A 24,463-nucleotide genomic window follows, 5' to 3' on the forward strand; every position below is an offset into this window, starting at 1 on the left:
TTGGCCAAGCCCGCACGAACAAAGAAGAACGCAGCCTCCAAGCCCTCGCCCGCGGTAAAGAAGTCCACGGCGAAGGCGGCCGTAAAGGCCGCGGCCAAGCCCGCAAAAGCCTCCAAACCGGCCGCCCCCACGAGGGCCGGCAAGGCGACGCCCGCGCAGTCCAGGGCCAAGACTCCCGCCCGGAGCAGGGAGCAGCCCGTGGCCGCGCCGAAAAAGGCGCGCGAAGCCGCGGGGGCAAAGCCCGTGGTCCGGGCCGTGAAGGATGCCGCACCCAAAGCAAAGGCAAAGGCCAAGGCACCGGCCAAGCCCGCGAAGGCCGCCGCCAAGCCCGAGCGCGCCCTGAAGGCCGCTCCGGCGCCCAAGGAGCAGGCAGCCGGCAAGCCTTCGTCGAAAAAGGGCGGCGCAAAGCTGACGGTCGCTCCGCCTCTGAAGGAGACCACAGGGACCGCCAAGCCGGCGGCGCCGGACGGCGTGCCCGCCGTGCTGACGGCGGTCAAGCCCCCCAAGGCCGCGGCCAAGTCGCCCGGCCGGCGCGGAGCCGACCGCGACAACGTCTTCGAGCAGGGCGAGGCCGACCTCGTCCGCATGTACCTGCGGGAGATCGGCCAGTACCCGCTGCTGACCGACAAGCAGGAGGTCGAGCTCGCGCAGGCGATCGAGCGGGGCGAAAAGGCCATCCGCCGCATCGAAAAGGAAGGACACAAGCTCACCTCCCGCACTCAGGAGCGCCTGGACCACGATCGCGAAGGGGGCCGCGCCGCCCGTCGGCGGTTCATCCAGTCGAACCTGCGACTGGTGGTCTCGATCGCGCGCCGCTACCAGGGCATGGGCCTGCCGCTTCTGGACCTCATCCAGGAGGGCAACCTCGGCCTCATGCGCGCCGTCGAGAAGTTCGACTGGCGCAAGGGCTTCAAGTTCTCGACCTACGCCACGTGGTGGATCCGCCAGGCGATCACGCGCGCCATCGCCGACACCGCCCGGACGATCCGAATCCCGGTCCACATGGTGGAGGCCGTCCAGAAGGTGCGAAAGATCCAGGAGGAGCTGCTGGACAAGCTCGGCCGGGAGCCGACCGTGGAGGAGATCGCCGAGGAAGCGGCCTTCACCCCGGACAAGGTCCACGAAATCTTCCGGATCATGCCGGAGCCTGTGTCCCTCGAGACGCCCGTGGGCGAAGACGAGGAGACCGAGCTGCTGCACTTCATCGAGGACGTGTCCGCGGAGGCCCCCAGCGAGACGGCTCTGCAGTCGATGCTGCAGGAGGACCTGCGCTCGGTGCTGGACACGCTTTCGGACCGCGAGCGCCGCGTGCTGGAACTGCGCTTCGGACTCGCCGACGGACGTCCCCGGACCCTTGAGGAGATCGGCAAGGAGTTCAACCTCACCCGGGAGCGGATCCGCCAAATCGAGGCGAAGGCGCTGGCGAAGCTGCGTCACCCGAGCGCCCCGGCCAAGCTCAAGGAATACGCCTAGAACTGCAGGAGCGGCGGCAGCACCGCGCTGCCGCCGCTCCCAACGCCCGCTAGGACACCTTCACCGTCCCCGTCATCGCCGGGTGGATGAGGCAGATGTAGTTGTAGGTCCCCGCCTTGGTGAAGGTCACGCTGTAGCTGAAGATGTTCGGCGGGAAGCTCAGGAACAGCCCCGACGACTTCGTCTCCTCGCCGTCGAAGGCTCCCGCGTCGACGTTCTTTGCGGGCGGAAGCTGCTCCGACCCGCCCGGCGGCGTTGGCATGTCGTGCTGCCCGTGGTCGCCGGCCTGGGCCGCCTGAACTTCTCTGGGCTGGCCGGGACCTGCCGCGGGGGCGAACTGTGCGGCTTCGACGTGGAAGCCCCCGTCATCGCCCTTGTCCAGGAAGAACCCCTTGAACTTGGAGTTGAAGGTGATCGTGTGGGGGCCGATGATCGTCCACGTCACCTTCTGTCCGGCCTTCGTCTCAATGGTCTTGGGCAAAAACTCCAGGGCCTGGGCGGTCCCGCCGCTTGCCACGCCGAACCCAGCCACATTCCCTAGCGGTCCCTTGCCGGTGCGGGCCTGCTTGTACGGCTCGAGCAGGGGCGCGTAGGCCTTGTCCAGCTCCTCCTTGGCCTTTCGGTCAACATCTTCCTGGGAGGGGATCTCGGCGTCCTTCGCGACGACGTTGATCTCGCCGGTCATGGCCTCGACATGCAGGTTGCAGTAGTACCGGTAGGCCCCGGGAGCGATGTCGTCGGCCAGCTGCATCCGAAACTCCTCCTGGTCGCGATTGAGGAACCCGCTGTTGTAGTAGGCCTGCTTGCCGTTAAAGGCCGGCTGTTCGGTCTCCGGACACGCCTTGGAGGCGTCGGCCGGCAGAGCCCCGGACTCGATATAGCACGGGTTGACCGCAATCTGGTTGGCGTCACCGGGACCCTCGGGGAGCATCACCGGGAACGCCTTGAACTTCTTCTCCAGGTCCGGGGAAGCCTCCTGGCCGGCCGGCGCCTTCGCCGCTTCATCGAGCACCGGCTGCACGAGCGTGCCCAGAGTCACGGTGTGCGGCTCCCCGTTGAAGTTGTTCTTAAAGCGGACCGTGTCCCCCTGGCGGACCGTCACCTGCTTGGGGAAGTAGGCCAGGACGCTTCCCCGGAACTCCTTCGTCGAGCCGTCCACCAGGACCGTCCTGGTCTCGGCCCCCGCGCCCTGCTCCTCGTCGGCCTGCTCGCCTTCCGGCGACTGACACGCGCTCGCGCCGAGGGCGAGCACGAGCGCGACGTTCACCAGCTTCCTCATCGGTCTCCTTTCCCATGCGGGCGGGACAACCGCTGCATCATCAGGGCCACCCCGGGCCCGGCGCAAGCCCCTCATCCGGCCCGCCGGAGTACACGCAGGGCGTTGGAGCCCAGGATCTTCACGCAGTCCTCGGCGGGGATCCCCCTGCGCAGCATCGCGTCGGTCAGCAGCATCAGGTCCGCCGCGCCCCTGCGCATCTCGCGGGGGATGGTGATCGAGCCGTCGAAGTCGGTCCCGATCGAGACGTGGTCCGGACCCACGACGGCCGCCGCGGCCTCAACGTGGTCCACGACGTCCTCGACGCTGCCGGACAACGAGCCCCGCAGGAACGCGGGGAAGAAGATGATCCCGATGACGCCGTCTCGCTCGGCGATCGCCATCGCCTGCTCGTCGGAGACGTTGCGCCACAGCGGGTGCGCTCCGGCGATCCCCGTGTGCGAGACCATCACCGGCCCGTCGTGGATCTCCAGCGCCTCGTCGAAGCCGCGCCGGTTCATGTGGGCGAGGTCCAGCACGAGACCGTTGGAGCCCACCGCCTCCACCAGCGCGCGTCCGTACCTGGTGAGCGGCTTCGAGGCCCCGCTGGGCGACGACGACGGCGTGCAGGCGACGTTCGGCAGAAGGTGCGCCGGTCCGACCATCCTCAGGCCGAGTGACCTCCAGACCGGCAGGACGGACAGGTCGAATCCCACGAGGTGCGCTCCCTCGATGGCGAACACGGCCCGAAGCTCGCCCTGCGACTTGGCCTGCAGCGGGTCCTCGTCTGTCCCCAGGACACGGGTGCGGCCGTCGCGCGCCATGGCCGCGTGGGCGGCCAGCATCATCTGCTCCGCCACCCCCGGCCCGTCAACAGCGTTGACCACGGGAGCCGGGATGCCCAGGGTCACCACGGCTACCCCTCCTTCGCGCAGCCGGGGAAAGTCGGTATGCCCCATGCCCGGAGACGACGGCAGGGGGTTGCCGCGGTGGCGACGGGACAGGTCCGCGCGCAGCCAGCGCCACTGAAGGATCGCGTCGCAGTGAAGGTCCACGACCGGCGCCGCCGCATGGACCTCGGCCGCCTCCCTGGACACACCCGGGGGGCCGGGCGTGCCGGAGTGGACCTCAGTCCCCGGTCGCCTCGCCGCGCCACCCACGGCCCAGAGTGTGACGCGCGGTTAGGCTGAACCGCATGTCCGACGACCTGGCGCAGCTCGTCCGCGAGCACGTGGACCCCGACGAGGTGGTGGAGATCTGCCGCGACCTCGTCCGGGCTCAAAGCGAAAACCCGCCGGGCGACGAGCGCGAGGTCGCCGCCGCCGCCGAGTCGTGGCTTGACCGGCTCGGCCTGCCGCACGAGCGGGTGGAGCCGGAGCCGGGGCGCGTAAACGTCCTCAGCCGGTGGGGCGACGGCGACGGTCCGGTGCTGGCGTTCAACGGCCACTACGACGTCGTCCCCGCGACCGATGCCGACCGCTGGCCGCATCCACCGTTCTCGGGCGCCATCCAGGAGGGAAAGCTTTACGGACGCGGCTCCAGCGACATGAAGGCCGGCATTGCGGCATGCCTCGCCTCGGTTTCCGCTCTCAAGCGGGCGGGCGTCACCCCCCGCGGCAAGCTGCTGATCCACCTGGTTGCCGACGAGGAGGCGCTCGGCGTCCACGGCACGAAGTACCTGGTGGACGAAGGCCTGTGCGACGGGATCGACGAGTGCGTGGTCGGCGAGCCAACTTCGCTTCACCTGGTGACGTCCGAGCGCGGTGCGCTGTGGCTGCGGATCCGCACGCAAGGGGTTTCCGCCCACGGCTCGACCCCCCAGCTGGGCGTGAACGCGATCGGGCACATGGCGCGCGTCGTGCAGGCGGTGTCGCAGATGAGGTTCCGCAAGCTGCATCCCGTCCTCGGTGCCCCGACGGTCAACGTCGGGACGATCGCCGGCGGCGCGAAGGTCAACTCCGTCGCCGACAGCTGCGTCATCGAGATCGACCGCCGCACGCTGCCCGGCGAGGAGCTTGAGGAGGTCGTCGCAGAGTTTGAGTCCGCACTGGACCCGCTCAGGCAGGCCGACCCCGAGCTGCGGGCCAGCGTCGAGGTCCACAACTGGGCCGAGGCCTGCGAGACCCCGGACGGCACGTCCATGGTCGGGCTGCTCGCGCAGGCAAGGGACGCCTTTGGCGCCGAGGGGGCCGAGCTCGGCTATTCCGGCGCGACCGACGCCAGGTTCCTGATCAACCAGGCGAAGATCCCGACGGTCATCTTCGGGCCGGGCGACATCATGCTGGCGCACACAACCGGCGAGCACGTAAAGCTGGACGAGCTCGCTATGGGCGCCCGTGTGTACGCGCACGCCTTCGCCCGATTCCTGGGGGTGTCATGACTCGCGGCCGCGAGGCTCGCCTGCAAGTAGCCGCGGCGGCGCTGGTTGTCCTGGTCGCCGGCGGCGTGGCCGGGTGCTCCGACCGGCGGGGACGCAGTCGTGAGGACGCCAAGTCGTCGTCCACGGCGGCCGCCGGAGCAACGGAACTTCCGCTGGGAGGCGGGGCCTCCCCGGACGGAGCCGGTGCCGCTGGGGACGGGTCCGGTCCGGGATCCGGCGGCGGCGCCCAGCCGGGGGCCACCGCACAGCCCGGAGGCGCGGGAGGCGGCGCCGCAGGAGGCGGGACCTCGGGAGGCACCGGCGGTGAGCCGGTCCCGGGAGCCGCACCCGGCGACCCGCGTTCGCAGCCGGTCTCCAACTGCACCGACCGCACGTCGCAACGGGCGGCCGAGCTCGTGCTGCTGGACAAGCGCTACGAGCCCACGTGCGTCAAGGTCCACATCAAGCAGCCGCTGGCCGTGGCCAACAAGGGACGGCTCACCCACAACATCTCGATACAGGGCGCCATGGACGTGGACATCGACGCCGGACAGGAGACAGTGACCGACCCGGTCGAGGCTTTCGTCCCGAAGGGGACATACACGTTCCAGTGCAAGTTCCACCGCATCGATGGGATGCAGGGCCAGCTCCAGGTGGTGGATTGATCCGAGCGACGAGGCTGTCCGCGGCCGTCGCACTGGTGCTGTCGCTGCAGCCCCCGCCGGCGTCGGCGGCCCCCGGGATCGTGCTGGGCTGGACCACCGCGTCGACGTCCAGCGCACGCACGCTTGCTTCAAGCGCCCCGGGTCTGAACACGCTCTCCCCCACCTGGTGGCACCTGAAATCGGACGGGACCGTCTCCGGGACCGGCGACCGTGCGTTGTCCGACTGGGCGCACTCGCGCGGGATGAAGGTGTGGCCTCTGTTCGGCAACGGCACCAACCCCGACGCGTCGCACCGCGCCATTACCGACGAGGGCATCCGCGGGCGGATGATCGCGCGCGTCGGTGAGCTGGCGACGGCCGCCGGAGCCGACGGCGTCAACATCGACTGGGAGAACCTCCACACCGCAGACAGGGACGCTTTTGCCGCCTTCGTCCGGGAGGCCTCAGCCGCCTGGCGCTCGCGGGGGCTGACCGTGTCGGTGGACGTCACGCCGCTGTCCGACACGTGGGAGATGGGCAACTGGACGGCCGCCTACGACCGCGCCGCTCTGGGCGAAGCGGTCGACTACGTCGTGCTCATGGCCTACGACCAGCACAACCGCTTGAAGCCCAACGGTCCCACCGCCGCGCTTCCGTGGGTGGAGGACTCGGTCCGCTACCTGCTCCGAAGCGTCCCGGCCCCCAAGGTGATCCTCGGCGTCCCCTTCTACTCGCGCGACTGGACCGACTCGGCCCCCCCGGAGGTCGTGTTCATGAAGAACGCCCCCGAGCGCCTGCGTTCGCGCGGGGCGACATCCACATGGGACGCGCAGCTGGGACTGACCTATGCGACGTACGTCCGCAACGGGGCCGAGCACAGGATCTGGGTGGAGGACGAGCGGTCGCTCGCACTGAAGGCGGCCCTGGTGGACAAGTACTCCCTGGCCGGCCTGGCTGCATGGAGGCTGGGGTTCGAGACCCCGTCGGCCTGGCGGGCGGTCACGGGCGCGGCACCCCCATCAAGGCCGGCGGCGCAGGTCGCGCGGACCCCTGCTCCCACGCCTGTGCCCTCGCCTTCCCCGAGTCCCCCGACTCCCCTGCCGCTGCCACCCCTGCCGACGCTGGGCCCAGTCACGCGCGCAGCCGGTCCGGCACCGAAGGAGCAGGCGGACAGGACGGCCGTGACCGCCCTGGCGGCGGTATCGCTGCTTCTAGGGCTGGGGGCCGTCGGTCATTCCGCCCGCCGCCAGCGGCGCTCCCGACGTCGCGGCTGAGACGACACGGAACTCAGCCCGCGAACTTGTACCCGACGTTGCGGACGGTCTGGATCACGTTGGCGTGCTCCCCCAGCTTCGAGCGCAAGCGTCGGACGTGCACATCGACGGTTCGCGTCCCGCCGAAGTAGTCGTAGCCCCACACCCGGGACAAAAGCGCCTGCCTGGTGAACACCCTTGCGCGGTGGGTGGCCAGGAACTTGAGCAGTTCGTACTCCATGTACGTGAGGTTCACCGGGCGCCCCTCGACGTGCACCTGGTAGGTCGCGAGGTTGACGGTCAGGGGGCCGAACGTCAGGACGTCGGTCTGCTGTCCCTGGCTGGACCTCCACAGAAGGTGACGAAGGCGGGCGTCCAGCTCGGCCAGCTGGTACGGGATCACGAGAAAGTCATCAAAGGCGCCCTCACGCAAAAACAGCTCCCGCAGATGCTCCAGCCGGACGAGCAGAAGAAGCGGGACCGACCGCATCGTCTCTTCTTTGCCGAGGACCTGGCAGAACGAAAGCGCACCCGCGGCGTCGTTTCCGGTGGACACGCAGACCAGGTCCACCCGGGAGCCGGGCGGCCCATCGGTCAGGGTTGCGCTCTCGGTGGTCAGGCCTAGCAGCTCGAGGTCTCGCGCGACGCCGCTGACGGAGTCGGGGTCGGCGGCGTAGAGAGTGCAGATCTTCACAGCATCGGCAGGTAGCGCTGGAGCTCAAAGGGCGTGACGTAGGCCTTGTACTCCTCCCACTCGTCGCGCTTGTTTCGCAGAAACCACTCGAAGACGTGCTCCCCCAAGGCCTCGGCCATGAGCTCCGAACGCTCCATCAGCTCCAGGGCGTCCTCCAGCGTGTCGGGCAGGGCCTTGATCCCCAGCGCCCGGCGCTCCTCGGGGGCGAGCGAATAGATGTCGTCCTGTGCTTCGGGGGGCAGCTCGTAGTTCTCCTCGATGCCCTTGAGCCCGGCCGCCAGGACCACAGCGAAGTACAGGTACGGGTTGCAGGCAGGATCCGGGGCCCGGTACTCGATGCGCGTGGACTGCTCCTTGTGCGGCTTGGCCATCGGGACGCGAACCAGAGCCGAGCGGTTGCGCCGTCCCCAGACGACGAACACGGGTGCCTCGTATCCCGGAATCAGGCGCTTGTAGGAGTTGACCCACTGGTTGGTGACGGCGGTCATCTCGCGCGCGTGAGTGAGAATTCCGGCGGTAAACGACTTGGCCACCTTCGACAGGTGGTAGTCGTCGGTGGCGTCAAAGAACGCGTTGCGGTCGCCCTCGAACAGCGACAGGTGGGTGTGCATGCCCGACCCCCACTGTCCCTGGATCGGCTTGGGCATGAACGTGGCGTAGATCCCGTGCTCCTGCGCCACCTGCTTGACCACCAGACGGAAGGTCATGATGTTGTCGGCCATCGTCAGCGCGTCGGCGAACCTCAGGTCGATCTCGTGCTGCGAAGACGCCACCTCGTGGTGCGAGGTGTGCACTGAGATGCCCAGCTGCTCGGAGTAGTGGATCGCTCGGCGGCGAAACTCCGAGCCGATGTCCTGGGGGGTCAGGTCGAAGTAGGTCCCCTGGTCCAGGGGGTCGGGCTGCTCGGAGTTGGAGAACAGGAAGAACTCCATCTCCGGACCGCAGTAGAAGGTGAAACCCATCTCCCGCGCCTTGCCCAGCACCCGCCGCAGCACCCAGCGGGGGTCGCCTTCAAACGGCGTGCCGTCGGGGCTGGCGATGTCGCAGTACATCCTGGCCACGCCCTGGCTCTCGGGGCGCCAGGGCAAAATCTGGAACGTAGTGGGGTCGGGACAGGCGATCATGTCGGCCTCCTGCACCCGCGCCATCCCCTGGATGGCGGAGCCGTCAAAGCCGACCCCCTCCTCGAAGGCTCCCTCCAGCTCCTCGGTGGGGATCGAGAACGACTTCAGGAACCCCAGGACGTCGGTAAACCACAGCCGGACAAAGCGAACGTCGCGCTCCTCCACCTGCCGGAGCACATAGGCCTTCTGCTTTTCGTCCACGCCGATCACCCCCTCACCCTGCACGAGCAAGGTTACATCCGGGTTACGACGCCCTGACCTGGGCTGATGCACCAAGAAAATAGTTAGACAGAATTCGGCATGTCCCCCGTTTACTTCTTTGAGAGCCGGTGAAGGACGGTACTCACCTCTTCAGGGGCCGTGGGGGCACGGCTGGGGCAGCCTGAGGCACGGAGATCCTTCACTGGGAAAACCGCATGCGGGTTGGGGGTATCGATATGAAGGCACGGTTGAGCGCGGTTCTGGCATGTCTGCTTGGTTTCGGCTTGGTGGTCCCGGCGCAGTCGGCCGTGGGTTCTTCGGTTTCGGTGGACCGACTGGCGGCTGAGGCTCCGGACTGGTTCACCCGCGACTTCGCAATCCGGACGGCCGCGGCCGGTCCGGCCGGGGTACCTCTTCCGGCGGAGGCGAAGGTTCCGGCCTCCTCACTGGCGTTCGTAGGCATCCGTCCCGGACAGCAGATCATCATCAGCAACAACGCGGACCTGACGCAGGCCGACTACTTCTCCCTGTGCACGTCGAACTTCGTGTTCACCAACGGCGGCACCACCACCAGCATCCTCGGCACCTCCGCCGGCACGAGCACCAAGGGCGGCGGGGACAAGACCACCACCGCTGCCAAGGGCGGCGGGGGCAAGCCGGGCGGCTCCACCTCCGGCAGCTCGACCTACTCGATCGGGACGGCCGGTCACTGCGGCACCGTCGGGGAGAAGGTCTTCATGATCTTCGCGCCCCTGGGCGTGGTGTACATCGGCGACATCGTTAAGAGCACCTACTCCGAGAGCAGGCTCGCACCGGACTTCGCGCTGATCTCGATCCGTCCGGAGCTCAACAGCTACGTGAGCCCCTCGATGGCTCATGTGGGCGGTCCGACCGGCGCCTACACCGGCAACGCGATCGTCCCCGTGCTGCACAGCGGCCACGGGCTCGGCATCGGCACCGGCGGCACCCCGAGGGCAGGCGTGGCCTACCAGTGGGGCGAGGAGTGGAGGTTCGAGGGCGTCATCAACAAGGGCGATTCCGGATCGGGCGCCGTCGTCGCCGGGGGCCTGGCGGCCGGGAACATCACCCACATCGCCATCGACGCCCGCGACACCATCCCCGCGTGGATGGGCGGGACGTCGATCACGACGATTCTGCAACTCGTCGGAGGGCTGCAGTTGGCGACCTGCTCGTCGCCGGCACCTTGGCCGGCCCCGGGCTGCCCGCCTCTGTAAACCAGTAGGTTCCCGCTCCGGCGGGACGCAAAGTCAAGGCCCCGGCGCGCTTCGCGCGCCGGGGCCTTTCTTTGTGCGTGATCAGGTCCCGAATGACTCCGTCCACTGCTTGGTGTCGGTGTACTGCTGGAACCCGACGATCTTGTCGCCGCGCAGCCTCCACACGTGGGCGAACTGGGCGTCCACCGGGGCGCCCGTCGCGTTCACCTTGCCCGTGTAGCGACCTTCGACGACAACGGTGTCGCCGGCGTCGATGATCTGCTTAGGAATGACCGCGAAGCCATCCACGTCAGAAATGATGCGTCCGAAGACGCCTTCAGCAACAGACTGGGGCCCGATGTAGGGGTTCCCCTCGGCATACACGAAGCCCTCGGCCTCATTCCACTCGATCTTGGGATCGAAAGCCCCGAGTACAGCCGGTACGTCGCCTTTGGCAAACGCGTCGTACAAGCCCTTCACAACCTGAGCAGATTCGCCCATGCGCCCCCCTTTTTCGCGTGAGCCCAGGCTACTCCCAAGCCCCCTGCTCACGACTCGACGGTCTCACCGCTGGCGCTCGTAGACGTAGACGCGCCTGTCCGTCTTGCCGTCCCGGGTCAGGTCGCCCTCGTGGACACACTTGAAACCCACTCGCTCCATCGTGCGCCACATCGGCTGGTTGCCGAGGGCCGTCTCGCCGATGACCCTGGTCGCACCCCCGAAATCGCCGGGAGCCTCGGCCAGAAACTGCGACAGGATCCGCGGACCCAGGCCGCGTCCCAGGACCACCGGCGTACCGAGCAGGCCGTCGAGCGCCACCGAGTCCTGCTCCAGACCGAGCTCTGCCGGCCACCATCCGTACTGAGAGGCTGGGGTCCACTGCACGAAACCCACGGGTTCGCCTTCGAGCTCGACGACGTAGACCCGGGTGGCATCGGTGCCATCGACCCGGGGGCCGTACTTGGCCTCGATCTCGTCGGGAGCGGTGGGCGTGTGGTCAAACCACGGGGTCACATGCTCGGCCCCCAGCCAGACCGCCAGCAACGCAAAGTCCGCTCGAGCGAGCGGCCTGAACCTGATCTCCGTCACGTCGACTTGGTCAGCACACATACGTCCCCGGCGACATGGACACCAGTTGGAGTGGTGACCGGCTCCTCCACCAAATGCCACCCACATCTGCGATAGAAGGCTTCGGCCTGTCCGCCCGTCACCACCCAGAGGCGCTCCACGCCATTCGTCCCCGCCCAAGCTTCGACCGCGCCCAGCAGGAGGCGGCCGAATCCCGACCGCCTGTGCCTGCAATCGACCACGACGCCTACAACGGATGGCCGGAGCTCCGGGCGAGCCCGGAGGTCGGACTCGCTCTGAAGAGCGGCTGCCCCAACGGCCGCCCCGTGTTCATCGACGGCGACCCAGGTGATGGGCAGCTGGTCCTTCCCCGCCTCTGCACCCGTGATCTCGATCCACCCGGCCAAGCCGTTCTCCCCAGGTGGAGACGGGTCGCCCCATGCCTTCCACCTCATCTCGGCGACAGCTGCGATCAAGTGGGGGCTGTCGGCCAGCAACTGGATGGTCGCCTCGGGCCGGTGCGGCGAGGAGGTCACTTCCGGCGTCAGCCGCCCATCCACTCCCGGACCTGCTCCAGGTGTTGTTCCTGGTGGCGGACCTGGTCCAGGATCCGTGCCCACACGGGCTCGGGGCCGCTGACCGCCGGCACCTCCGAGGCGAGGCGGAAGATCCGATTGGTGCCGCCTGTCCAGTCCTGGCCGATGATCGCGTTCAGCTGCGGCGGAGGCGCGGCGGCCACCCAGTCCGCCCGCATCGACGACACCTCGCGCCAGTCCGCCACGACATCGTCCAGTGGCCGGTCCACGTTTGCGGCGTAGAACATGGCGTTCATCGCGTCTTCGGCCATGTCGTCGTTCGGCGGGAACGTGAGCCCTCCGTGTAGCTCCTCGTCGGTGGGCGTCTCGCCGGTGAACGCGCAGCGGAGCTGGACGAGCTGCCAGCGCTCCCAGCAGTTGAAGTGCGCGAGGACGTCCCGCACGCGCCAGTCCCCCGTCGCCCCGGGACGCTCGAGCCCCTGGGGGCCGAGCTCGTCGATCACGGCTTGCCACGCCCCGTGTACTTCAGAAATCGAGTTCTGCAGCCCGGCCTTGTCCATCGACCGAGCCTAATGCCCGGGGGGACCCCGCGGCATTCCCGCGTGGGGCGACCGATGTGTCAGCGCCCAAGTTGCCGGCGCATGACGACCCGGGCGCCCGACGGCCTGCGGACTACTTCGAACCCACACGACGCGAAGACGGACTCCACCCCCACCATCGACTCCCGCGTCAGCTTCGCCCCAGCCTCGAACGGAAACCCCTCGATCGCGCTCGCGCCGTGGGTACCCGCGAGCTCCACGGCCCCCTCCAGCAGCGCGCGGCTGACTCCCTTGCGCCGCATCCGGCTGTGGACGTAGAAACACGGAACCAGCCACACGTCGTCGTCCTCGGAGGGGTCCCGCCCCTTGAAGGAAGGCACCCGGACGGCACGGACGTAGCGGGACCGGGGCCCAGTCGCGCACCATCCGATCGGCTCGCCCCCCTCGTACGCGAGTAAGCCAATGGGTGTCGGACTGTCTGTCACGAGCTGCAGGAATCGCTGCCGGTTCTCGGGACGCCCGCCTGCGTGGTACTGCGTCACCGGGATGATGAACCACATGCAGTAGCACCCGGCCGTAGCGGCGCCGCTGGAGAAGACCTTCTCCGCATCCGGGACCCGAGCAGGTGCCAGCGGCTTGACCTCGATGCTCACCCTGCCTCCTTGATCACGCGGAGATGGGGATGCGCCACAGTTCCTCGAACCGTCCGTCCCGGTAGCATCGCAGCGCCACACCTCCCAGCGGCACCAGCAGGGGAAGAGCCACGTGGCGCTCCAGCCACCTGATCGTGTCCTCCACGGCCTTTCCGGGGCCTGAACGCATCGTGCAGTGGGGAGTCCATCTGCCGGGCCGGTAGTAATCGATCGGGTCGACCAGGAACCTCTCGACCGCCGCCCAAACTTGCGCGTGCCACTCGATCAAGCCCGGGGATCTCTTCGGCCCCAGATACACGACCTTCTCTTCACCCGGAAAGGCGCCCACATGACCGAACGACAAGGAGGGGGGAGCTAATGAGAGCGTGGCCTGAACCGCCGACCGGAGGCCGCCAGCGTCGTCGGGAGACGAAAGGCCGATCGCAGCAGCAAGCGAGACGTGCGGGGGGCCTGGTCCCCCCGGGGACGGGTGCCCCGCATCCCGCAGCCCCGACCAAAGCCCGACCACGGCGGCCTCGACCGAAGCCGAGAAGTCGACCTCAATGGCAACCACCGCGCTTCGGTGCATGGGCGGGGCCCATGGGTTCTCCGTACCGATCTCGGCGTGGGATTCAGTGGACGGATCGGGGTCGTCGTCCCACGGCGTCTTCACGGATCGATGTCTCTGTACGTCGTGGAGGTGGTGTTGGGCCTCATGGACCGCGCGCCTCGCGAGCATCACTACGTCCCGGTCATGGCCTTCGGTCCCCACCCCAACGCGTTGCCACTGGTCCGAAGTCAGCGAGCCAAGCAGGTTGCGCAGCGACGAAGCGGCGCTGGCAAGTCCGGCGAGGATCTGGTTTGCGGCCTCTAGGTGGTACTGCCGCTCGTCCGTGGCCCTTGACCAGCCGACGGACGTCAGCTGGGGCCGGTCCTCGTCCAGGACCCTTCGGACTCGATGCTCGAACCACGCCAGCACGTCGCGGGCATGGCCGGCGTACTCCAGCGGCGACCAGACATTCGGCTGTGGCCTCTCACGCAACTCGTGTTCCGGTACGAGGCTGATCGCTCTATCGAAGCCCGCGGTGATGGTGTCGAGTCTCGAAGCCAGGGCGTCCTCCGGGGTGGCCCAGTCAAACCCACACTCGGGACAAACCCCGATGCGTCCGGTGGTGTCATCGTTTCGGATGCTCATGCGGTCCCGGGATCACCTTTCCTGCACCAAGACGTTGAGTCTCTCTCGTCGAATACGGCGTTCTACGACGCACCACGTCTCTTGTACAGGTCGCGCAGAACGCCGACCTCAGCGGCGTGATGAACCGTCTCGACGAGCATCAGGGTGACCCAGTGCCTGCGACTGTGGCGACCGAAGTCGTTGTCGATCAGCTCATCCAGTCTCTCCTCCGTCGCAGCAGCCAAGGCTTCTGCCGCGCGACGGATGCCCATGGCCAGGTTCGTCCCCGCGGATTCTGCATCCACGATCTCGGGAGGTCGCTCCGGCCACTGCGGGCTTTCAGGGCCGAGCGAGTCAGGGATCGCGTGCAGCGCCTCCGCCAGGTGGCGCCAGCGCCAGCCGATTGTCGTGAAGGGATCGTTGGAAGGATCGTGGCCCTGAGGAACCCAGTCCATCGGCATCGCGTCCGGGACGGGCGCCCACCCGAGCTCTTCGTCTGTCATCCCGTCCATGATCCGGCTCAGCGGGAACAGCGCGGCCCCCGCCAGGACGTGGAGAAGCGCAAGGGGGCCGGGATCTGGTCGCGGGGTCGCTGTGATGTAACCCCAGATCTCTGCGCCGATGTTCGCAAGGCGAACATCGGGGGACGGCGAGTCGTCTTCAGGCGCGTTCCTATCGCCACTCCCGCTCACGCCGCGGCTCCGGCATCCGCTCCCCACCAGTCCGACAGCAGAGCGCGGTAGGAGATCCAGGCTGCCGCAACCCCTACGACGATCAGGAGAGCCGCGGACGGCGTCTCGGTGTTCCAAGTGGCGGAGGCCACAGTGGCCACGGCCAGAAGCGCCACGTCCCCCCTTGGGAGTAGCCGGCCCCGGTGGACGGTGACGGTGAAGGCGGCGATCGCGATCCAGGTGGCGAAAGTCCCGAAGATGGCGAACTGGATGAGCGGTGACATGAGAAGAATCACGGGGGCCAGGACTCCGCTCACGGACGCGACGATGCCCCTGGGGCCATGGCTCCAAATGTCACGGCCATGTACCACCCCAAAGGCAACCACCACGAGAGCCAATCCCGCACCGAGCCACACGAACAGCGAGTTGGCGCCCCCGCGCAGCTCCAGCCAGTCGAGGTTGTTCGCAGCCATGACGCCTCCGGCGGCTGCGTAGACGAGACCACCGATGACCGCACCGACCCCCAAAAACCGCCCTGCTTTGAGCGTACGGTTCGGCCGGGTTGGGTTGCGTCCCAAACTCCCGCTCATGCGGGAAATCGCTGCGCCAGCACCTCCGCCAGAAGTGTCGGGAGGTTCGTGAAGATGCCGTCGACGCCCAGGTCCAGCAGCCTCTCCATCTCGGCCCGCGAGTCGATCGTCCAGACATGGACAGCCAGGCCGTTGCTGTGTGCCCTATCGATGAAGTCCTTTGTGACGACGGTGAAGCCGTTGAACGTGAGGGGGACCTGAAGGGCGTGGTACCGGGGGTTCGGCGCCCCGGGCAGCGGCCCCTGGGATGACGCCCAAAAGGCCGCACTCTCCCCCGTAGCGGTAGCCGTGCTGACGGAGGGCGCGTGAACCTTGAACATCTCGATGGCGGCGTCATAAAACGACACCACGATCGTGTCGTCGTCCCTGCCGAACTCGGCCAGAAGGGCAGCCAACTCCGCCTCGTAGGGGGTCGTGTCCGGCGTCGTTCTCTTGATCTCGATGTTGACGTAGGTGTCCGGGAAGGTCCGGAGGACGTCGCGGAGGGTGGGGATGGTGAAGTCTGAGGCCGTGAAGCCGTCGGGCGGCGCCACCTGACCGGTGGCCACGCCGCGGTAGGTGTAGTCGGATGCGGGCCTGTCACCGGTTCGAACGGTTCCCACGCCGGGCACGAACCAATGAGCAGCGTCTAGGGCCTGGATCTGCTGCCTCGTCATCTGGTCGACCCTGCCCGTGCCGTTGGTTGTGCGATCGACCGTGACGTCGTGCAGCACGACGAGCTCACGGTCGGCGGTCGCGTGCACGTCCAGATCGATGCTGTGGGCCCCCTTGGCGACTGCGGTCTTGAACGCGTAGAAGGTGTTGGACGCAGCCTCGATCTCACCACCCTGGTGAGCGATGTTCAGGACGCGCCGCTGGGTCCAGGGGTTGTCGGCGGGCAGTCCGCCTTGAACGGCATGAGCGGGCAGGACCGCAGACAGGGCTACGGCGGCGGCAAGAAGCGGTGCGATCTTGATCTTCATAGGGCTCTCGGGTAATGACTTAGTTCGCTATGCCAGGACAGCTTCCTCCCCCGCCCCTGGGAAACCCACCGGGGGCCCATGCAGCCTTCATCCACGACGTCGTGGGCGGCCACGACGGACTGCACCCGGGTCGAGGGGCGTGTCCAACAGACCTAGAAGACTGTGACGCAGGATCTGCATCGCCTCCGCGCCGACGGCCGCCGCCAACTCCTGCTCCATGGATCCAAAGGCTTTCATTGCGGCGCTGACCGCTCGGCGGCCCTTTACAGAGAAGGTGATGAGCTTGGCTCGTCCGTCCGTCGGGTCGGGCCCCGACTGGAGGTATCCCAGGGAAACGAGGTCTCGGACGAGCTCGGACATTGCCTGCTTCGTGATGCCCGCTCGCTGCGCCAACTCCGTGGTGCGGACCCCGTCGTAGGTGACATGCGCCATGACGTTGTGGTGCACGACGCGGTGGTCATGGAAGCCGGCCTCCACGAGGTGCTCCTGAAGCGCATTTGTCATGTGGCGCTCCGCGAGAACCAGGAGCAGCAGCAGCGGCGTGCTTTCGTCCGGATATGGCACGAGACCATAGTAAGGGCCCTTGACTAGTTACCCGTCCCACGCTAGGATCGTCAAGGTTCCTGACTAGTTCGAGCCAGGGGGTGGCACATGCCAGTGGTGATGGTGCACGACAGCCCGGGGACCACCCGGGAGCAGTACGAGCAGGTCGTCTCGCGTCTGACGAACGGGCGCGGGCTCAACACGCTCAGCGACTGGCCCGTCAAGGGAATCCTGTCGCACGCGGCAGGACCCACGGAAGGTGGCTGGCGGGTCATCGACGTCTGGGAGTCCGAAGAGGCCTTTCAGCGCTTCGGAGAGGTGTTCGGTCCGGTTCTCCGGGAGGCCGGTTACCCAGGGGAGCCGCAACTGTTGCCTATCCACAACTTCGTGAAGTAGAGATCGCCGTAGGCCGCGGTCCTGCTCTGAGTTGCGGGTCGTGGAGCTCCCGGGGGACGGCGGGCCGCGGGAGCTCCGTGACTCGATCCATCAGGCACCCCCCCACGGGGAGTTCACCTGCGGAACTCTCGGCGATCGCGCCGGTCCAGCTCTGTACCGTCGGCCGCGGACGCGACAACGGCAACCCACGTGGCCGATGAAGGTGCCATGACCGCAACGAAGAAGTCAGCACGCTCGTCGCCGACATCGACTACCTCAGCAGGCACAACCGTCGAGTCGGACAGATGCACGGCCACTGAAGCGCCCTTCGCAACGACCCCATGCACGTGGTTCGGACCTGGGCCCGGACGACCCGGACGAAGTTCTCCGCCCCACTGGAGACAGCTGATGGCGCTTGACGGACGCCGCCCCGGCTCGCTGTAAGGCAACCTTCCGCCGGAGCTCCCCATAGCTCCCAACCCGACGTTTATGTAGCTCCGGGCGCGATCCCCGACAATCCTCCCGCGGAGATGCCAACGGAAGCCGGCCACCTCGCCGCGCGCAACAATGGGACCGTAGACCGCGCTCGCGTCTCCTGCGTCGTCGTGGATGCGCCACATCGCAGTCAGCGTTGGATCGAATACATCAGGAACGGCCCCTTGTCGTCGCGCCCCTCCCGCTCAAACGTCATGCCAATCTTCATCGCCACCCTCTGGGACGCCACATTGTCGTGGTCGATCAGGCAGATGAGGCGCGACAGACCGAGTGCGTGGAACCCGTGGTCGCGAACTCCGCGCGCGGCCTCGGTCGCGTAGCCGTTCCCCCAGAGCTCGCGGGAGATCATGTAGGCAACTTCCACCTCAGGGCGGCCGTCGATCGTCCATGGAAGCAGTCCGCACCGCCCGATGAACTCACCCGTCTCCTTCAGGACCGTCGCCCAGAGGCCGAGTTCCGGATGGTCGGGATCCCCGGCGACGAACCAATCGAGCTCGTCCCTGGTCTGCTCGAGCGTGAGGGTGCCTTCAGGAAAGTACCGGCGGACCTGCGGATCGCTGTACAGCGCGAACAGATCATGCAGGTCACCAGGCTGCAGCCGGCGCAGAACGAGGCGGTCGGTCTCGAGGATCTGCATCGGCTTATGCCGCGCGGCCCCTAGGTTGTGGATCGGGTGGATCCCCGCTGCTCGTCCAGCCACTGGATGAGGTCCATCTCGACCCCTGCGCCGCCCAAGCGGGGCAGGAGCATCGAGACGTCGGCACGATGTTTGTGCGAGTGCGTCAGCGGCTGCAGAACACCCTCGGTGAGCGTGACCTCGAACCCGAACCACGGGACGACGAAACACTTCGTGTCGGCCTCGGCAGGGTCCAGAGTGGATGCGTAGTCCACGTACGCCCGGTCGATGCGTCCGCACTCTTCGCGCAGCGGCGTGAGTCCGTCCAGTTGGATCCGAGTGGGGGCCCGGCCGTGAGCGAGCTCGAAGAAGGCGTGCTCCACCTGCACGAGGTGCGTCAGGATCCCCACCACCGAGTCATAGGCATCTGACGCCTCAGCCAGCCTCGACGGGTCCAGCTCTGAGCACGCAGCGAAGACTCGCCGGTTCGCCCATTCGTTGTGCGCGGCAAGCATCCTGAGCACGGACATCACGAGAGTTTAGCGAGGTGAGGCCGCGACTAGCCCGGGCGGTTCGCGCCCTTCAAGAACCAGGCGGACTGCTCCAGATGCCCATTACGTTCCCGGCCGGGTCCCTGAACGTGGCGACCCACAGACCATCTTCCGCATCTGCCGGCTCACGGTAAGGCCTCTTGACCATCTCGCCTCCGTGGGCCTCGATCGCGGCCACGCCCTGATGGATGTCGTCCACCGAGATGTAAGGAAGGAGACCCGGCTCCCCTACGCTCTGAAGATCGGTGACGAAGGCGCCGATCAGCTCGTCGCTTGCGTCGCTGAAGCTGACATGCCCGCCGGAACCTCGCAGCGACCAGCCGAACACCTTCTGGTAGAAGCCACCAAGCTGTTCCGGATCGGATGCCGGGATCTGCATGTACGACACCTTGCCGTGCACGAACTCGGGCATGCCGCCTCCTGTGCTCTCGACAGCAGCAAGTCTCAGTTACTGCAACAGATCCGTTCGCAGCAGATGCTCCACCGCCCAGGCGACTCCTTCCGGCGTGACGTTACCTGCGTCCAGCCCGCCCACCGCCGAAGCCACTACCCAGGCCCAGTACACGGGGCCGACCAACTCCCTCTCGACGGGCTCGAGCGGAGCCTCCTGCTCGTAACCTGAGATGACATCCTGATGCCGCCCCCGCCAGGCAAGCGCGAAATCGGCGACCCGCAGGTCCAGATGGGACGAATCGAAGTCGAGGATCCCGGTGAGGACACCTCCTCCGTACCTCAGGTTCCAAGGCGCGAAGTCGCCATGGATCACGATTGGCCTGGGCGCGAATGGCAACAACGCTTCCAACCGCTCGGATGCCCTCTCGGCGTAGACGCGAAGCACGCGGCCCGGCTCCCCATGAGCACGCTCAAACTCGGAAAGAAGATCGGCCGGATCGCGCCTGCCCGCCCGGACCCACAGCCCCTCGTGGGCCGGCAGCCACCCGGGCCGCTGACCCAGATCCGCCAGGTCCGCCAAGTCCTCATGGAGCCGCGCCAGGAGACGTCCGCGCTCGCGCTGCTCGACTCGAAGGTTCGAGATGGTCCTCGGTGATCGCGGTCTTCCCAGAAGGAAGGGAAACAGACACCAGATGCCGTCCCGCTCCTGAAACGGAGGGGTCAAAGCGGGTGCCACCGGCCATCCGCGGTCATGAAGGCGCTCCAACAGGCCCAGCTCCCAGGCAACGTCGTCCCAGGAGCGGTCGATCGCGTAGCGGCGCAGGACTACTCGCTCACTCGTGGTTTGCACGACCCAGTGCACGTTTCGTCGACTGCCAACGACGCGAAGGCGCCGTGGACGGACACCCAGTTGGCCCAAGATTGCTCGCGCGCGTGCGGAGTCCCGTGAAGCGATCACTGCCTCCGCCGTGGAGACGTCATGAAGTGCCAGAGCCGAGGTCTCGTACCCGGTAATCGCCGCCCACTTCGCCGCCGACCTGCCGCAGGACCGAGAGGATGAAGTCCGTCTTGCCGTTGGTGTAGGCAAAGCGAACATGGCCGACCTCTTTCGCGACCCGATACTTCAGGTCCGCGTAGCGTCTGGCCAGATCCCCGTCGGCCCGCAGGGCGTCCCTGAAGGCGATCGTATTGCGAAAGTGACGCGAACCAGGCTCCGCAATGGACAAGTGGTGCACCCGCAGCCCCGCGACGGTGCGAGGAAAGTAGTGTCGGTCGGGGAGGTCGTCGGCGGCCCGATACTCGAAGCCAAGCGACTCCAGGACCGGAACGAGCTCCAGACCCCTGGTCAGATCCGGGACACCGACCAGGATGTCGATGATCGGTTTGGCGTCCAGCCCGGGGACCGAGGTGCTCCCCACGTGCTCGATCCCGAGCACGGATTCCGGCAGGGCATCCGCGAGCTCGAGGCGGACCCGCTCGAACTCCGTAGGCCACTGCGGATCATAAGGACGGATGACGACGGACTCTGGTTCCATGCCGACCATAAGTTCGGCTCCCACGCCGATTGGACCCCTGTTCAGGCCTTGGCCTCGGACGCTACTTTCGTAAGCGCGCCAAGTAGATGCGCAGACGCCACGCGAGTGTGGATTGGGCGCGTGTTTGGATATACGACTCGGCCTGCGGACCGAAGATGCGTCCGATGATCGCCGCACACTCATCTACGGTGCCGTAGTCGGCGACGTACGTGAAGTCTCGGACCCTCAGCGGACACGACAAAGGCACTGGCCAGCCCGGATCCTCGATTTCCTCATCCGATGGGGGGCACCGAGGTAGGAACCATTCCGTCGGCGCGTCGCCGGTTTCCAACACTGCACTCAGCTCGCCGGAGAGAGCCCTTGGGTTTGCTCCCATCAGAATCAGGAGCCCTTCGGGACGAAGTGCCCGATGCGCCTCGAGCAGATCCGACTCCGCCCAGGCGGTCATCACGACATCGCAGGACGAATCGCGCACCGGGAGTGCAGCGCGGTCCGCAACGGCGTACTGGACGATTTCCGCTCCAGCCGTACGTGCGACCCCACGCCCGAATTCCACCACGGACGGAAAGCGGTCCACCGCAAGGACCCGGCCCGCTTTGGCAGCGACACCGACGGACGAACGACCCGTTCCCGCACCCACGTCGACCACGACGAGGCCTGACAGATCGACCAGCCGATGCAATTCTTCGATCAGGCCGACCGTCGACAGGGCGAAGCTGTGATACAGGTCCGGGTGCCGCGAGCTGAGCCAGTCGAACTGGTAGTAGCCCGGTTGCGGATCCGCGTGGTCGTACGAGCGCCACGCTTCAGCCGGCGCGGCGGGGATGTCGAAGCCAAGCCGCTGGAAGTCCATCTCAGGCTGGTCCCTGCTCTCGATGACATTGCAAGCCGAGTTGTACGGCGCGCAAGTTCATCACAATGACGACGCCACCGTGAAACTGGCTACCGGACGCCCGAGCCACTGAGCGATCCGCCCAGCCGCAACGACCCCGACACCTGCGCCCTTGCCCAAGCGCGTCAGCTGCGCAGCAGTCACTCCGCCAATCTCCTCGGCCACCTGTCGCCAGGACACGCCCCGCTCAGTCCGGGCCGCCTCCATCGCGAGAAAGATCTCACGCGTGTCGAAGCGCAAGATTTGATCCGGACTCAGCCGCGAAAGGACCTGGTCCCGCTTGACTTGCGTGCCGAGCCCGGGGATGAAGCTCTCGGGGGTCCTCTCCAGCCAGACCAACATCTGCAGCGCGGCGTTGCCGATCACCTCGGGCTTGCCCTTCAGGCTCGTGATCGTCGAGGTGGCAATGGGGTGACATGGGACGTCGCCGAACAGCGCATTGATCTCACGTGTGAGGCCTGCCCAGCTGAGCGAACGTGCCTGGCGCTCGGCATCCAACGCCGCGAACAGCGCCTGTAGGTCGAAGTTGGAGATGCTCACGACGCCGGACGCGATCGGGGGCCGTCAGGGCCCGGGTGGTCCACTCCGGCGTGGTCCAACCCCCTCAGCACCACGTCTGCCGTATGTGGCCGGCCATCTGGGCGATCCCTTCGTTGTTGTGCGGCCACTCCTTGCGGCTCGACGGCTTGCGCTCCCTCGCCATGCCGACGCACCAGCTGTAAACCTCGTGGATGAGCAGGCGGTGCGAGACGACCGCCTCGAGGACCTCCAGCTCGGCCGGCTTGAGCTTCACGTGTTCGGTGTAGGCACCCATGACGGCGTCCGTCCAATCGCGGTTGAACGTCTTGCCCTCCGTGCACGCGACGAGCAGCAGACCGAGACCGAGGACCCGAGGGCCGTAGCCGGCGCCGGCCCAGTCGATGAGGACGGGCTCGCCCCCGGACACGATCATGTTGACGGCCGCCGGGTCCGGGTGGATGAGCGCCTTCGGCAGGGTCGAGAAGTCGGGGGCCGAGTCGAGTCCCTGCATGAGGACGTCCCATTTCTTGTCCTTGCCGCGGAAAGTGGCCGCCTGGAGCGACTCACGCGCGGTCCGGATCTCGTTGGGGACGGTGGCGTCCATCGTGTACAGATGCAGACCGCCTGCGGCGTGCCGGAGACCCTTCGGCACGGGCAGCGAGTGCAGGAGGCCGAGGAGACCCCCGACCTTGCTCTGGAGGGACTTGGTTGGCTTCGGTTTGGATCCCTTGAGGAAGCCCGTGACGAGAACACCCTGGCCCTCGAACGTGGAGACGTCCGCCACGCACCGCTCGGAGGGGAATTCCTGGGATTCCAGGAACCGAAGGACGGCGGCGTCCCTTGCCACGTGAGCGACGGGGCGGTCGGCGGGAAACACTCGCACGACCCACGGTCCGCCCTTGGCCAGGTCTACGCGAAGGACACCGTTGTCGAGGGCCGTCGTCTTGTTTGGTTGGACGCCGTAGGTGGAAGCCAGGTGTTCGGGGAGCCGGTCCAGGCCCGCGCGGGGCCCCCAGGTGCGCAGGATGACGCTGCCCAGCGGCTCGGGGGCCGGACTCATGACCGTCTCCGAGCGGGTGATGAGCCCAGACTCGCCGACCGTAACCTTGATGGTCGCGCCGTGAAAGGCGGCCCGGGGGTCGAAGTCGCACACGAACGTGACTACATCGCCCGCGACCACCGGGTCACGCCAGGTCCCGGTGCGGAACATGGGCATCCCGTTCCAGGTCCTGAACCAGTTGAGGACGGACTCCTTGCCGGCCAGGTTCAAGGTCCGTACGTCCTCATCCAGGACTTCGGCCAGCGCCGTCAGAGGCGTCACGCCCTTCCTCGACAATGCCGCGGTCCAGCGCGACGCCACCTCTATGCGCTCAGGATGTCTCACGAGGTCGTTCTCCGCGGGGCTACCTTCGCCCTCAATCAGGCTCGGCCTTCGAGGATGCCTTTGAGGCGGAGCAGGTCCTTTCGGTTCGCCCGGCCCATCGCCAGAACCAGGAAGGGGGCCACAGCTTTGGAGAACCCGGCGGGCGCCCCGCGATTTCGGAGCACCATCCGTGTGCCATCGGGCACCGTTTCCCACAGATACGTGGTCTCCATGGGAAAGGGTCCTTCGGACGTTTGCATCACCATCCGCTCGCCAGGAACGAACTCACTCACCGAGTACGTGTACGCGAGGCGCCGCCCCAGAAACGTGGCGATGAACGCGAGCTTGGATCCCACCGCAAGCGGGCGCGGCGACTTCCATTCGACCGCCTTGATGTTGACGTACCAAGCGGGCGCGTTGTCCGGATCGGCCGAAAAGCCGGCGACAGCGTCGCGCGGGCGCAGGATCGTGATCTCACTCGATACGTCCACCGGCATGGTCCGTCCTCCTGGTAGAGAGATGGGGACCGCGGCGCGCTGAAGCAGTCGCGATCGCAGAACAAGGCTTCGTCGGCCCCCGCGCACCGAGGATCACCCTACGTGGGATCCGTGGGGTCTCGGGCCCCTCAAACCGTCGGGGCAAGCAGAAAGTCGCCACGGGACCGCCGCTCGGCCACCGTGGCAAGCGTCTGGGGAATCCCATGACCGCCGGTCTCGACGGCATGCTTCTCGAACCTCCCGAGGTCCTCGAACCCGCGATGCATGTGCCTGACGATCTCCTCCTGCTCCGCCT

General features: G+C 67.2%; 30 protein-coding genes. 6 read left to right on the forward strand and 24 right to left on the reverse strand.

What is annotated here, in order from left to right; translation table 11 throughout:
* Positions 1-1,473 (forward strand): sigma-70 family RNA polymerase sigma factor (locus tag VNE62_03825; protein HVE91420.1); only part of this gene is annotated, 1,473 nt, incomplete at its 5' end.
* A gap of 49 nt (positions 1,474-1,522) precedes the next feature.
* Here the strand turns inward: VNE62_03825 and VNE62_03830 are convergent.
* Together VNE62_03830 and VNE62_03835 are read right to left on the reverse strand one after the other, a co-directional pair.
* The gene (locus VNE62_03830) at positions 1,523-2,752 is read right to left on the reverse strand and encodes a hypothetical protein (GenBank protein ID HVE91421.1); all 1,230 of its coding nucleotides are present in this window, start codon (positions 2,750-2,752) and stop codon (positions 1,523-1,525) included.
* 71 nt (positions 2,753-2,823) lie between these two features.
* Positions 2,824-3,888: a membrane dipeptidase gene (locus tag VNE62_03835; GenBank protein ID HVE91422.1), complete on the reverse strand. Its 1,065-nt coding sequence runs from the start codon at positions 3,886-3,888 to the stop codon at positions 2,824-2,826.
* A 35-nt stretch (positions 3,889-3,923) separates the two neighbouring features.
* Here VNE62_03835 and VNE62_03840 point away from each other — a divergent pair, with 35 nt between their 5' ends.
* From VNE62_03840 to VNE62_03850, 3 genes are read left to right on the forward strand one after another with little or no spacing between them, the layout of a single operon-like run.
* On the forward strand, positions 3,924-5,108 hold the full coding sequence (locus VNE62_03840; protein HVE91423.1) for a M20 family metallopeptidase: 1,185 nt from the start codon (positions 3,924-3,926) through the stop codon (positions 5,106-5,108).
* Positions 5,105-5,752: a hypothetical protein gene (locus tag VNE62_03845; GenBank protein HVE91424.1), complete on the forward strand. Its 648-nt coding sequence runs from the start codon at positions 5,105-5,107 to the stop codon at positions 5,750-5,752. Before VNE62_03840 ends, VNE62_03845 begins: the two co-directional genes overlap by 4 nt.
* Positions 5,749-7,005 (forward strand): glycosyl hydrolase family 18 protein, encoded by a 1,257-nt coding sequence (locus VNE62_03850; GenBank protein ID HVE91425.1) that lies wholly within the window; start codon positions 5,749-5,751, stop codon positions 7,003-7,005. Before VNE62_03845 ends, VNE62_03850 begins: the two co-directional genes overlap by 4 nt.
* Before the next feature lie 13 nt (positions 7,006-7,018).
* Here VNE62_03850 and VNE62_03855 read toward each other — a convergent pair whose 3' ends face one another.
* Together VNE62_03855 and VNE62_03860 are read right to left on the reverse strand one after the other, a co-directional pair.
* Positions 7,019-7,678 (reverse strand): response regulator transcription factor, encoded by a 660-nt coding sequence (locus VNE62_03855; GenBank protein HVE91426.1) that lies wholly within the window; start codon positions 7,676-7,678, stop codon positions 7,019-7,021.
* A complete protein-coding gene (locus VNE62_03860) occupies positions 7,675-9,027 on the reverse strand; it encodes a glutamine synthetase family protein (GenBank protein HVE91427.1) in 1,353 nt (450 codons plus the stop codon). The genes VNE62_03855 and VNE62_03860 overlap by 4 nt, the downstream gene beginning before the upstream one ends.
* A 224-nt stretch (positions 9,028-9,251) precedes the next feature.
* Between VNE62_03860 and VNE62_03865 the strand changes: the two genes are divergently transcribed.
* Positions 9,252-10,238 (forward strand): hypothetical protein, encoded by a 987-nt coding sequence (locus VNE62_03865; protein HVE91428.1) that lies wholly within the window; start codon positions 9,252-9,254, stop codon positions 10,236-10,238.
* An 81-nt stretch (positions 10,239-10,319) separates the two neighbouring features.
* Here VNE62_03865 and VNE62_03870 read toward each other — a convergent pair whose 3' ends face one another.
* The 10 genes from VNE62_03870 to VNE62_03915 form a co-directional block, all read right to left on the reverse strand.
* A complete protein-coding gene (locus VNE62_03870; GenBank protein ID HVE91429.1) occupies positions 10,320-10,718 on the reverse strand; it encodes a nuclear transport factor 2 family protein in 399 nt (132 codons plus the stop codon).
* A 63-nt stretch (positions 10,719-10,781) separates the two neighbouring features.
* Entirely contained in the window at positions 10,782-11,306 is a 525-nt protein-coding gene (locus VNE62_03875; GenBank protein ID HVE91430.1) for a GNAT family N-acetyltransferase, read from the reverse strand.
* Complete coding sequence (locus tag VNE62_03880) at positions 11,303-11,845, reverse strand: GNAT family N-acetyltransferase (GenBank protein HVE91431.1); 543 nt, start codon at positions 11,843-11,845, stop codon at positions 11,303-11,305. Before VNE62_03880 ends, VNE62_03875 begins: the two co-directional genes overlap by 4 nt.
* Positions 11,830-12,381, reverse strand: a complete 552-nt coding sequence (locus tag VNE62_03885; protein HVE91432.1) for a maleylpyruvate isomerase N-terminal domain-containing protein — start codon at positions 12,379-12,381, stop codon at positions 11,830-11,832. The genes VNE62_03880 and VNE62_03885 overlap by 16 nt, the downstream gene beginning before the upstream one ends.
* Positions 12,382-12,440: 59 nt before the next feature.
* Positions 12,441-13,013, reverse strand: coding sequence for a GNAT family N-acetyltransferase (locus tag VNE62_03890; protein HVE91433.1), 573 nt, complete (start codon positions 13,011-13,013; stop codon positions 12,441-12,443).
* Positions 13,014-13,026: 13 nt separating this feature from the next.
* The gene (locus VNE62_03895) at positions 13,027-14,187 is read right to left on the reverse strand and encodes a 2'-5' RNA ligase family protein (GenBank protein HVE91434.1); all 1,161 of its coding nucleotides are present in this window, start codon (positions 14,185-14,187) and stop codon (positions 13,027-13,029) included.
* A gap of 62 nt (positions 14,188-14,249) precedes the next feature.
* A complete protein-coding gene (locus VNE62_03900; GenBank protein HVE91435.1) occupies positions 14,250-14,858 on the reverse strand; it encodes a DinB family protein in 609 nt (202 codons plus the stop codon).
* Positions 14,855-15,427 (reverse strand): hypothetical protein, encoded by a 573-nt coding sequence (locus tag VNE62_03905; GenBank protein HVE91436.1) that lies wholly within the window; start codon positions 15,425-15,427, stop codon positions 14,855-14,857. Before VNE62_03905 ends, VNE62_03900 begins: the two co-directional genes overlap by 4 nt.
* Positions 15,424-16,389, reverse strand: coding sequence for a glycerophosphodiester phosphodiesterase (locus tag VNE62_03910; GenBank protein ID HVE91437.1), 966 nt, complete (start codon positions 16,387-16,389; stop codon positions 15,424-15,426). Before VNE62_03910 ends, VNE62_03905 begins: the two co-directional genes overlap by 4 nt.
* Positions 16,390-16,476: 87 nt before the next feature.
* On the reverse strand, positions 16,477-16,953 hold the full coding sequence (locus VNE62_03915; GenBank protein HVE91438.1) for a MarR family winged helix-turn-helix transcriptional regulator: 477 nt from the start codon (positions 16,951-16,953) through the stop codon (positions 16,477-16,479).
* Between the two features lie 87 nt (positions 16,954-17,040).
* Between VNE62_03915 and VNE62_03920 the strand changes: the two genes are divergently transcribed.
* Positions 17,041-17,328 (forward strand): hypothetical protein, encoded by a 288-nt coding sequence (locus VNE62_03920; GenBank protein HVE91439.1) that lies wholly within the window; start codon positions 17,041-17,043, stop codon positions 17,326-17,328.
* Positions 17,329-17,441: 113 nt separating this feature from the next.
* Here VNE62_03920 and VNE62_03925 read toward each other — a convergent pair whose 3' ends face one another.
* The 10 genes from VNE62_03925 to VNE62_03970 all read right to left on the reverse strand — a co-directional run bounded on the left by VNE62_03925 (position 17,442) and on the right by VNE62_03970 (position 24,168).
* Positions 17,442-17,624, reverse strand: a complete 183-nt coding sequence (locus VNE62_03925) for a hypothetical protein (protein HVE91440.1) — start codon at positions 17,622-17,624, stop codon at positions 17,442-17,444.
* 308 nt (positions 17,625-17,932) lie between these two features.
* Positions 17,933-18,439 (reverse strand): GNAT family N-acetyltransferase, encoded by a 507-nt coding sequence (locus VNE62_03930; GenBank protein ID HVE91441.1) that lies wholly within the window; start codon positions 18,437-18,439, stop codon positions 17,933-17,935.
* Positions 18,440-18,459: 20 nt separating this feature from the next.
* The gene (locus VNE62_03935; protein ID HVE91442.1) at positions 18,460-18,948 is read right to left on the reverse strand and encodes a DinB family protein; all 489 of its coding nucleotides are present in this window, start codon (positions 18,946-18,948) and stop codon (positions 18,460-18,462) included.
* Between the two features lie 52 nt (positions 18,949-19,000).
* Positions 19,001-19,381: a VOC family protein gene (locus tag VNE62_03940; GenBank protein HVE91443.1), complete on the reverse strand. Its 381-nt coding sequence runs from the start codon at positions 19,379-19,381 to the stop codon at positions 19,001-19,003.
* A 36-nt stretch (positions 19,382-19,417) separates the two neighbouring features.
* Positions 19,418-20,458, reverse strand: a complete 1,041-nt coding sequence (locus VNE62_03945; GenBank protein HVE91444.1) for a phosphotransferase — start codon at positions 20,456-20,458, stop codon at positions 19,418-19,420.
* A complete protein-coding gene (locus VNE62_03950) occupies positions 20,340-20,921 on the reverse strand; it encodes a GrpB family protein (GenBank protein ID HVE91445.1) in 582 nt (193 codons plus the stop codon). The genes VNE62_03945 and VNE62_03950 overlap by 119 nt, the downstream gene beginning before the upstream one ends.
* 37 nt (positions 20,922-20,958) lie before the next feature.
* Positions 20,959-21,750 (reverse strand): class I SAM-dependent methyltransferase, encoded by a 792-nt coding sequence (locus VNE62_03955; GenBank protein HVE91446.1) that lies wholly within the window; start codon positions 21,748-21,750, stop codon positions 20,959-20,961.
* Positions 21,751-21,810: 60 nt separating this feature from the next.
* Complete coding sequence (locus tag VNE62_03960) at positions 21,811-22,329, reverse strand: hypothetical protein (protein ID HVE91447.1); 519 nt, start codon at positions 22,327-22,329, stop codon at positions 21,811-21,813.
* A gap of 64 nt (positions 22,330-22,393) precedes the next feature.
* Positions 22,394-23,692: a phosphotransferase gene (locus tag VNE62_03965; protein ID HVE91448.1), complete on the reverse strand. Its 1,299-nt coding sequence runs from the start codon at positions 23,690-23,692 to the stop codon at positions 22,394-22,396.
* Positions 23,693-23,727: 35 nt separating this feature from the next.
* Positions 23,728-24,168, reverse strand: coding sequence for an SRPBCC family protein (locus tag VNE62_03970; GenBank protein HVE91449.1), 441 nt, complete (start codon positions 24,166-24,168; stop codon positions 23,728-23,730).
* Positions 24,169-24,463 lie beyond the last annotated feature (295 nt).

The sequence above is a fragment of the Actinomycetota bacterium genome (assembly GCA_035536535.1).
Taxonomy (GTDB): domain Bacteria; phylum Actinomycetota; class JAICYB01; order JAICYB01; family JAICYB01; genus DATLNZ01.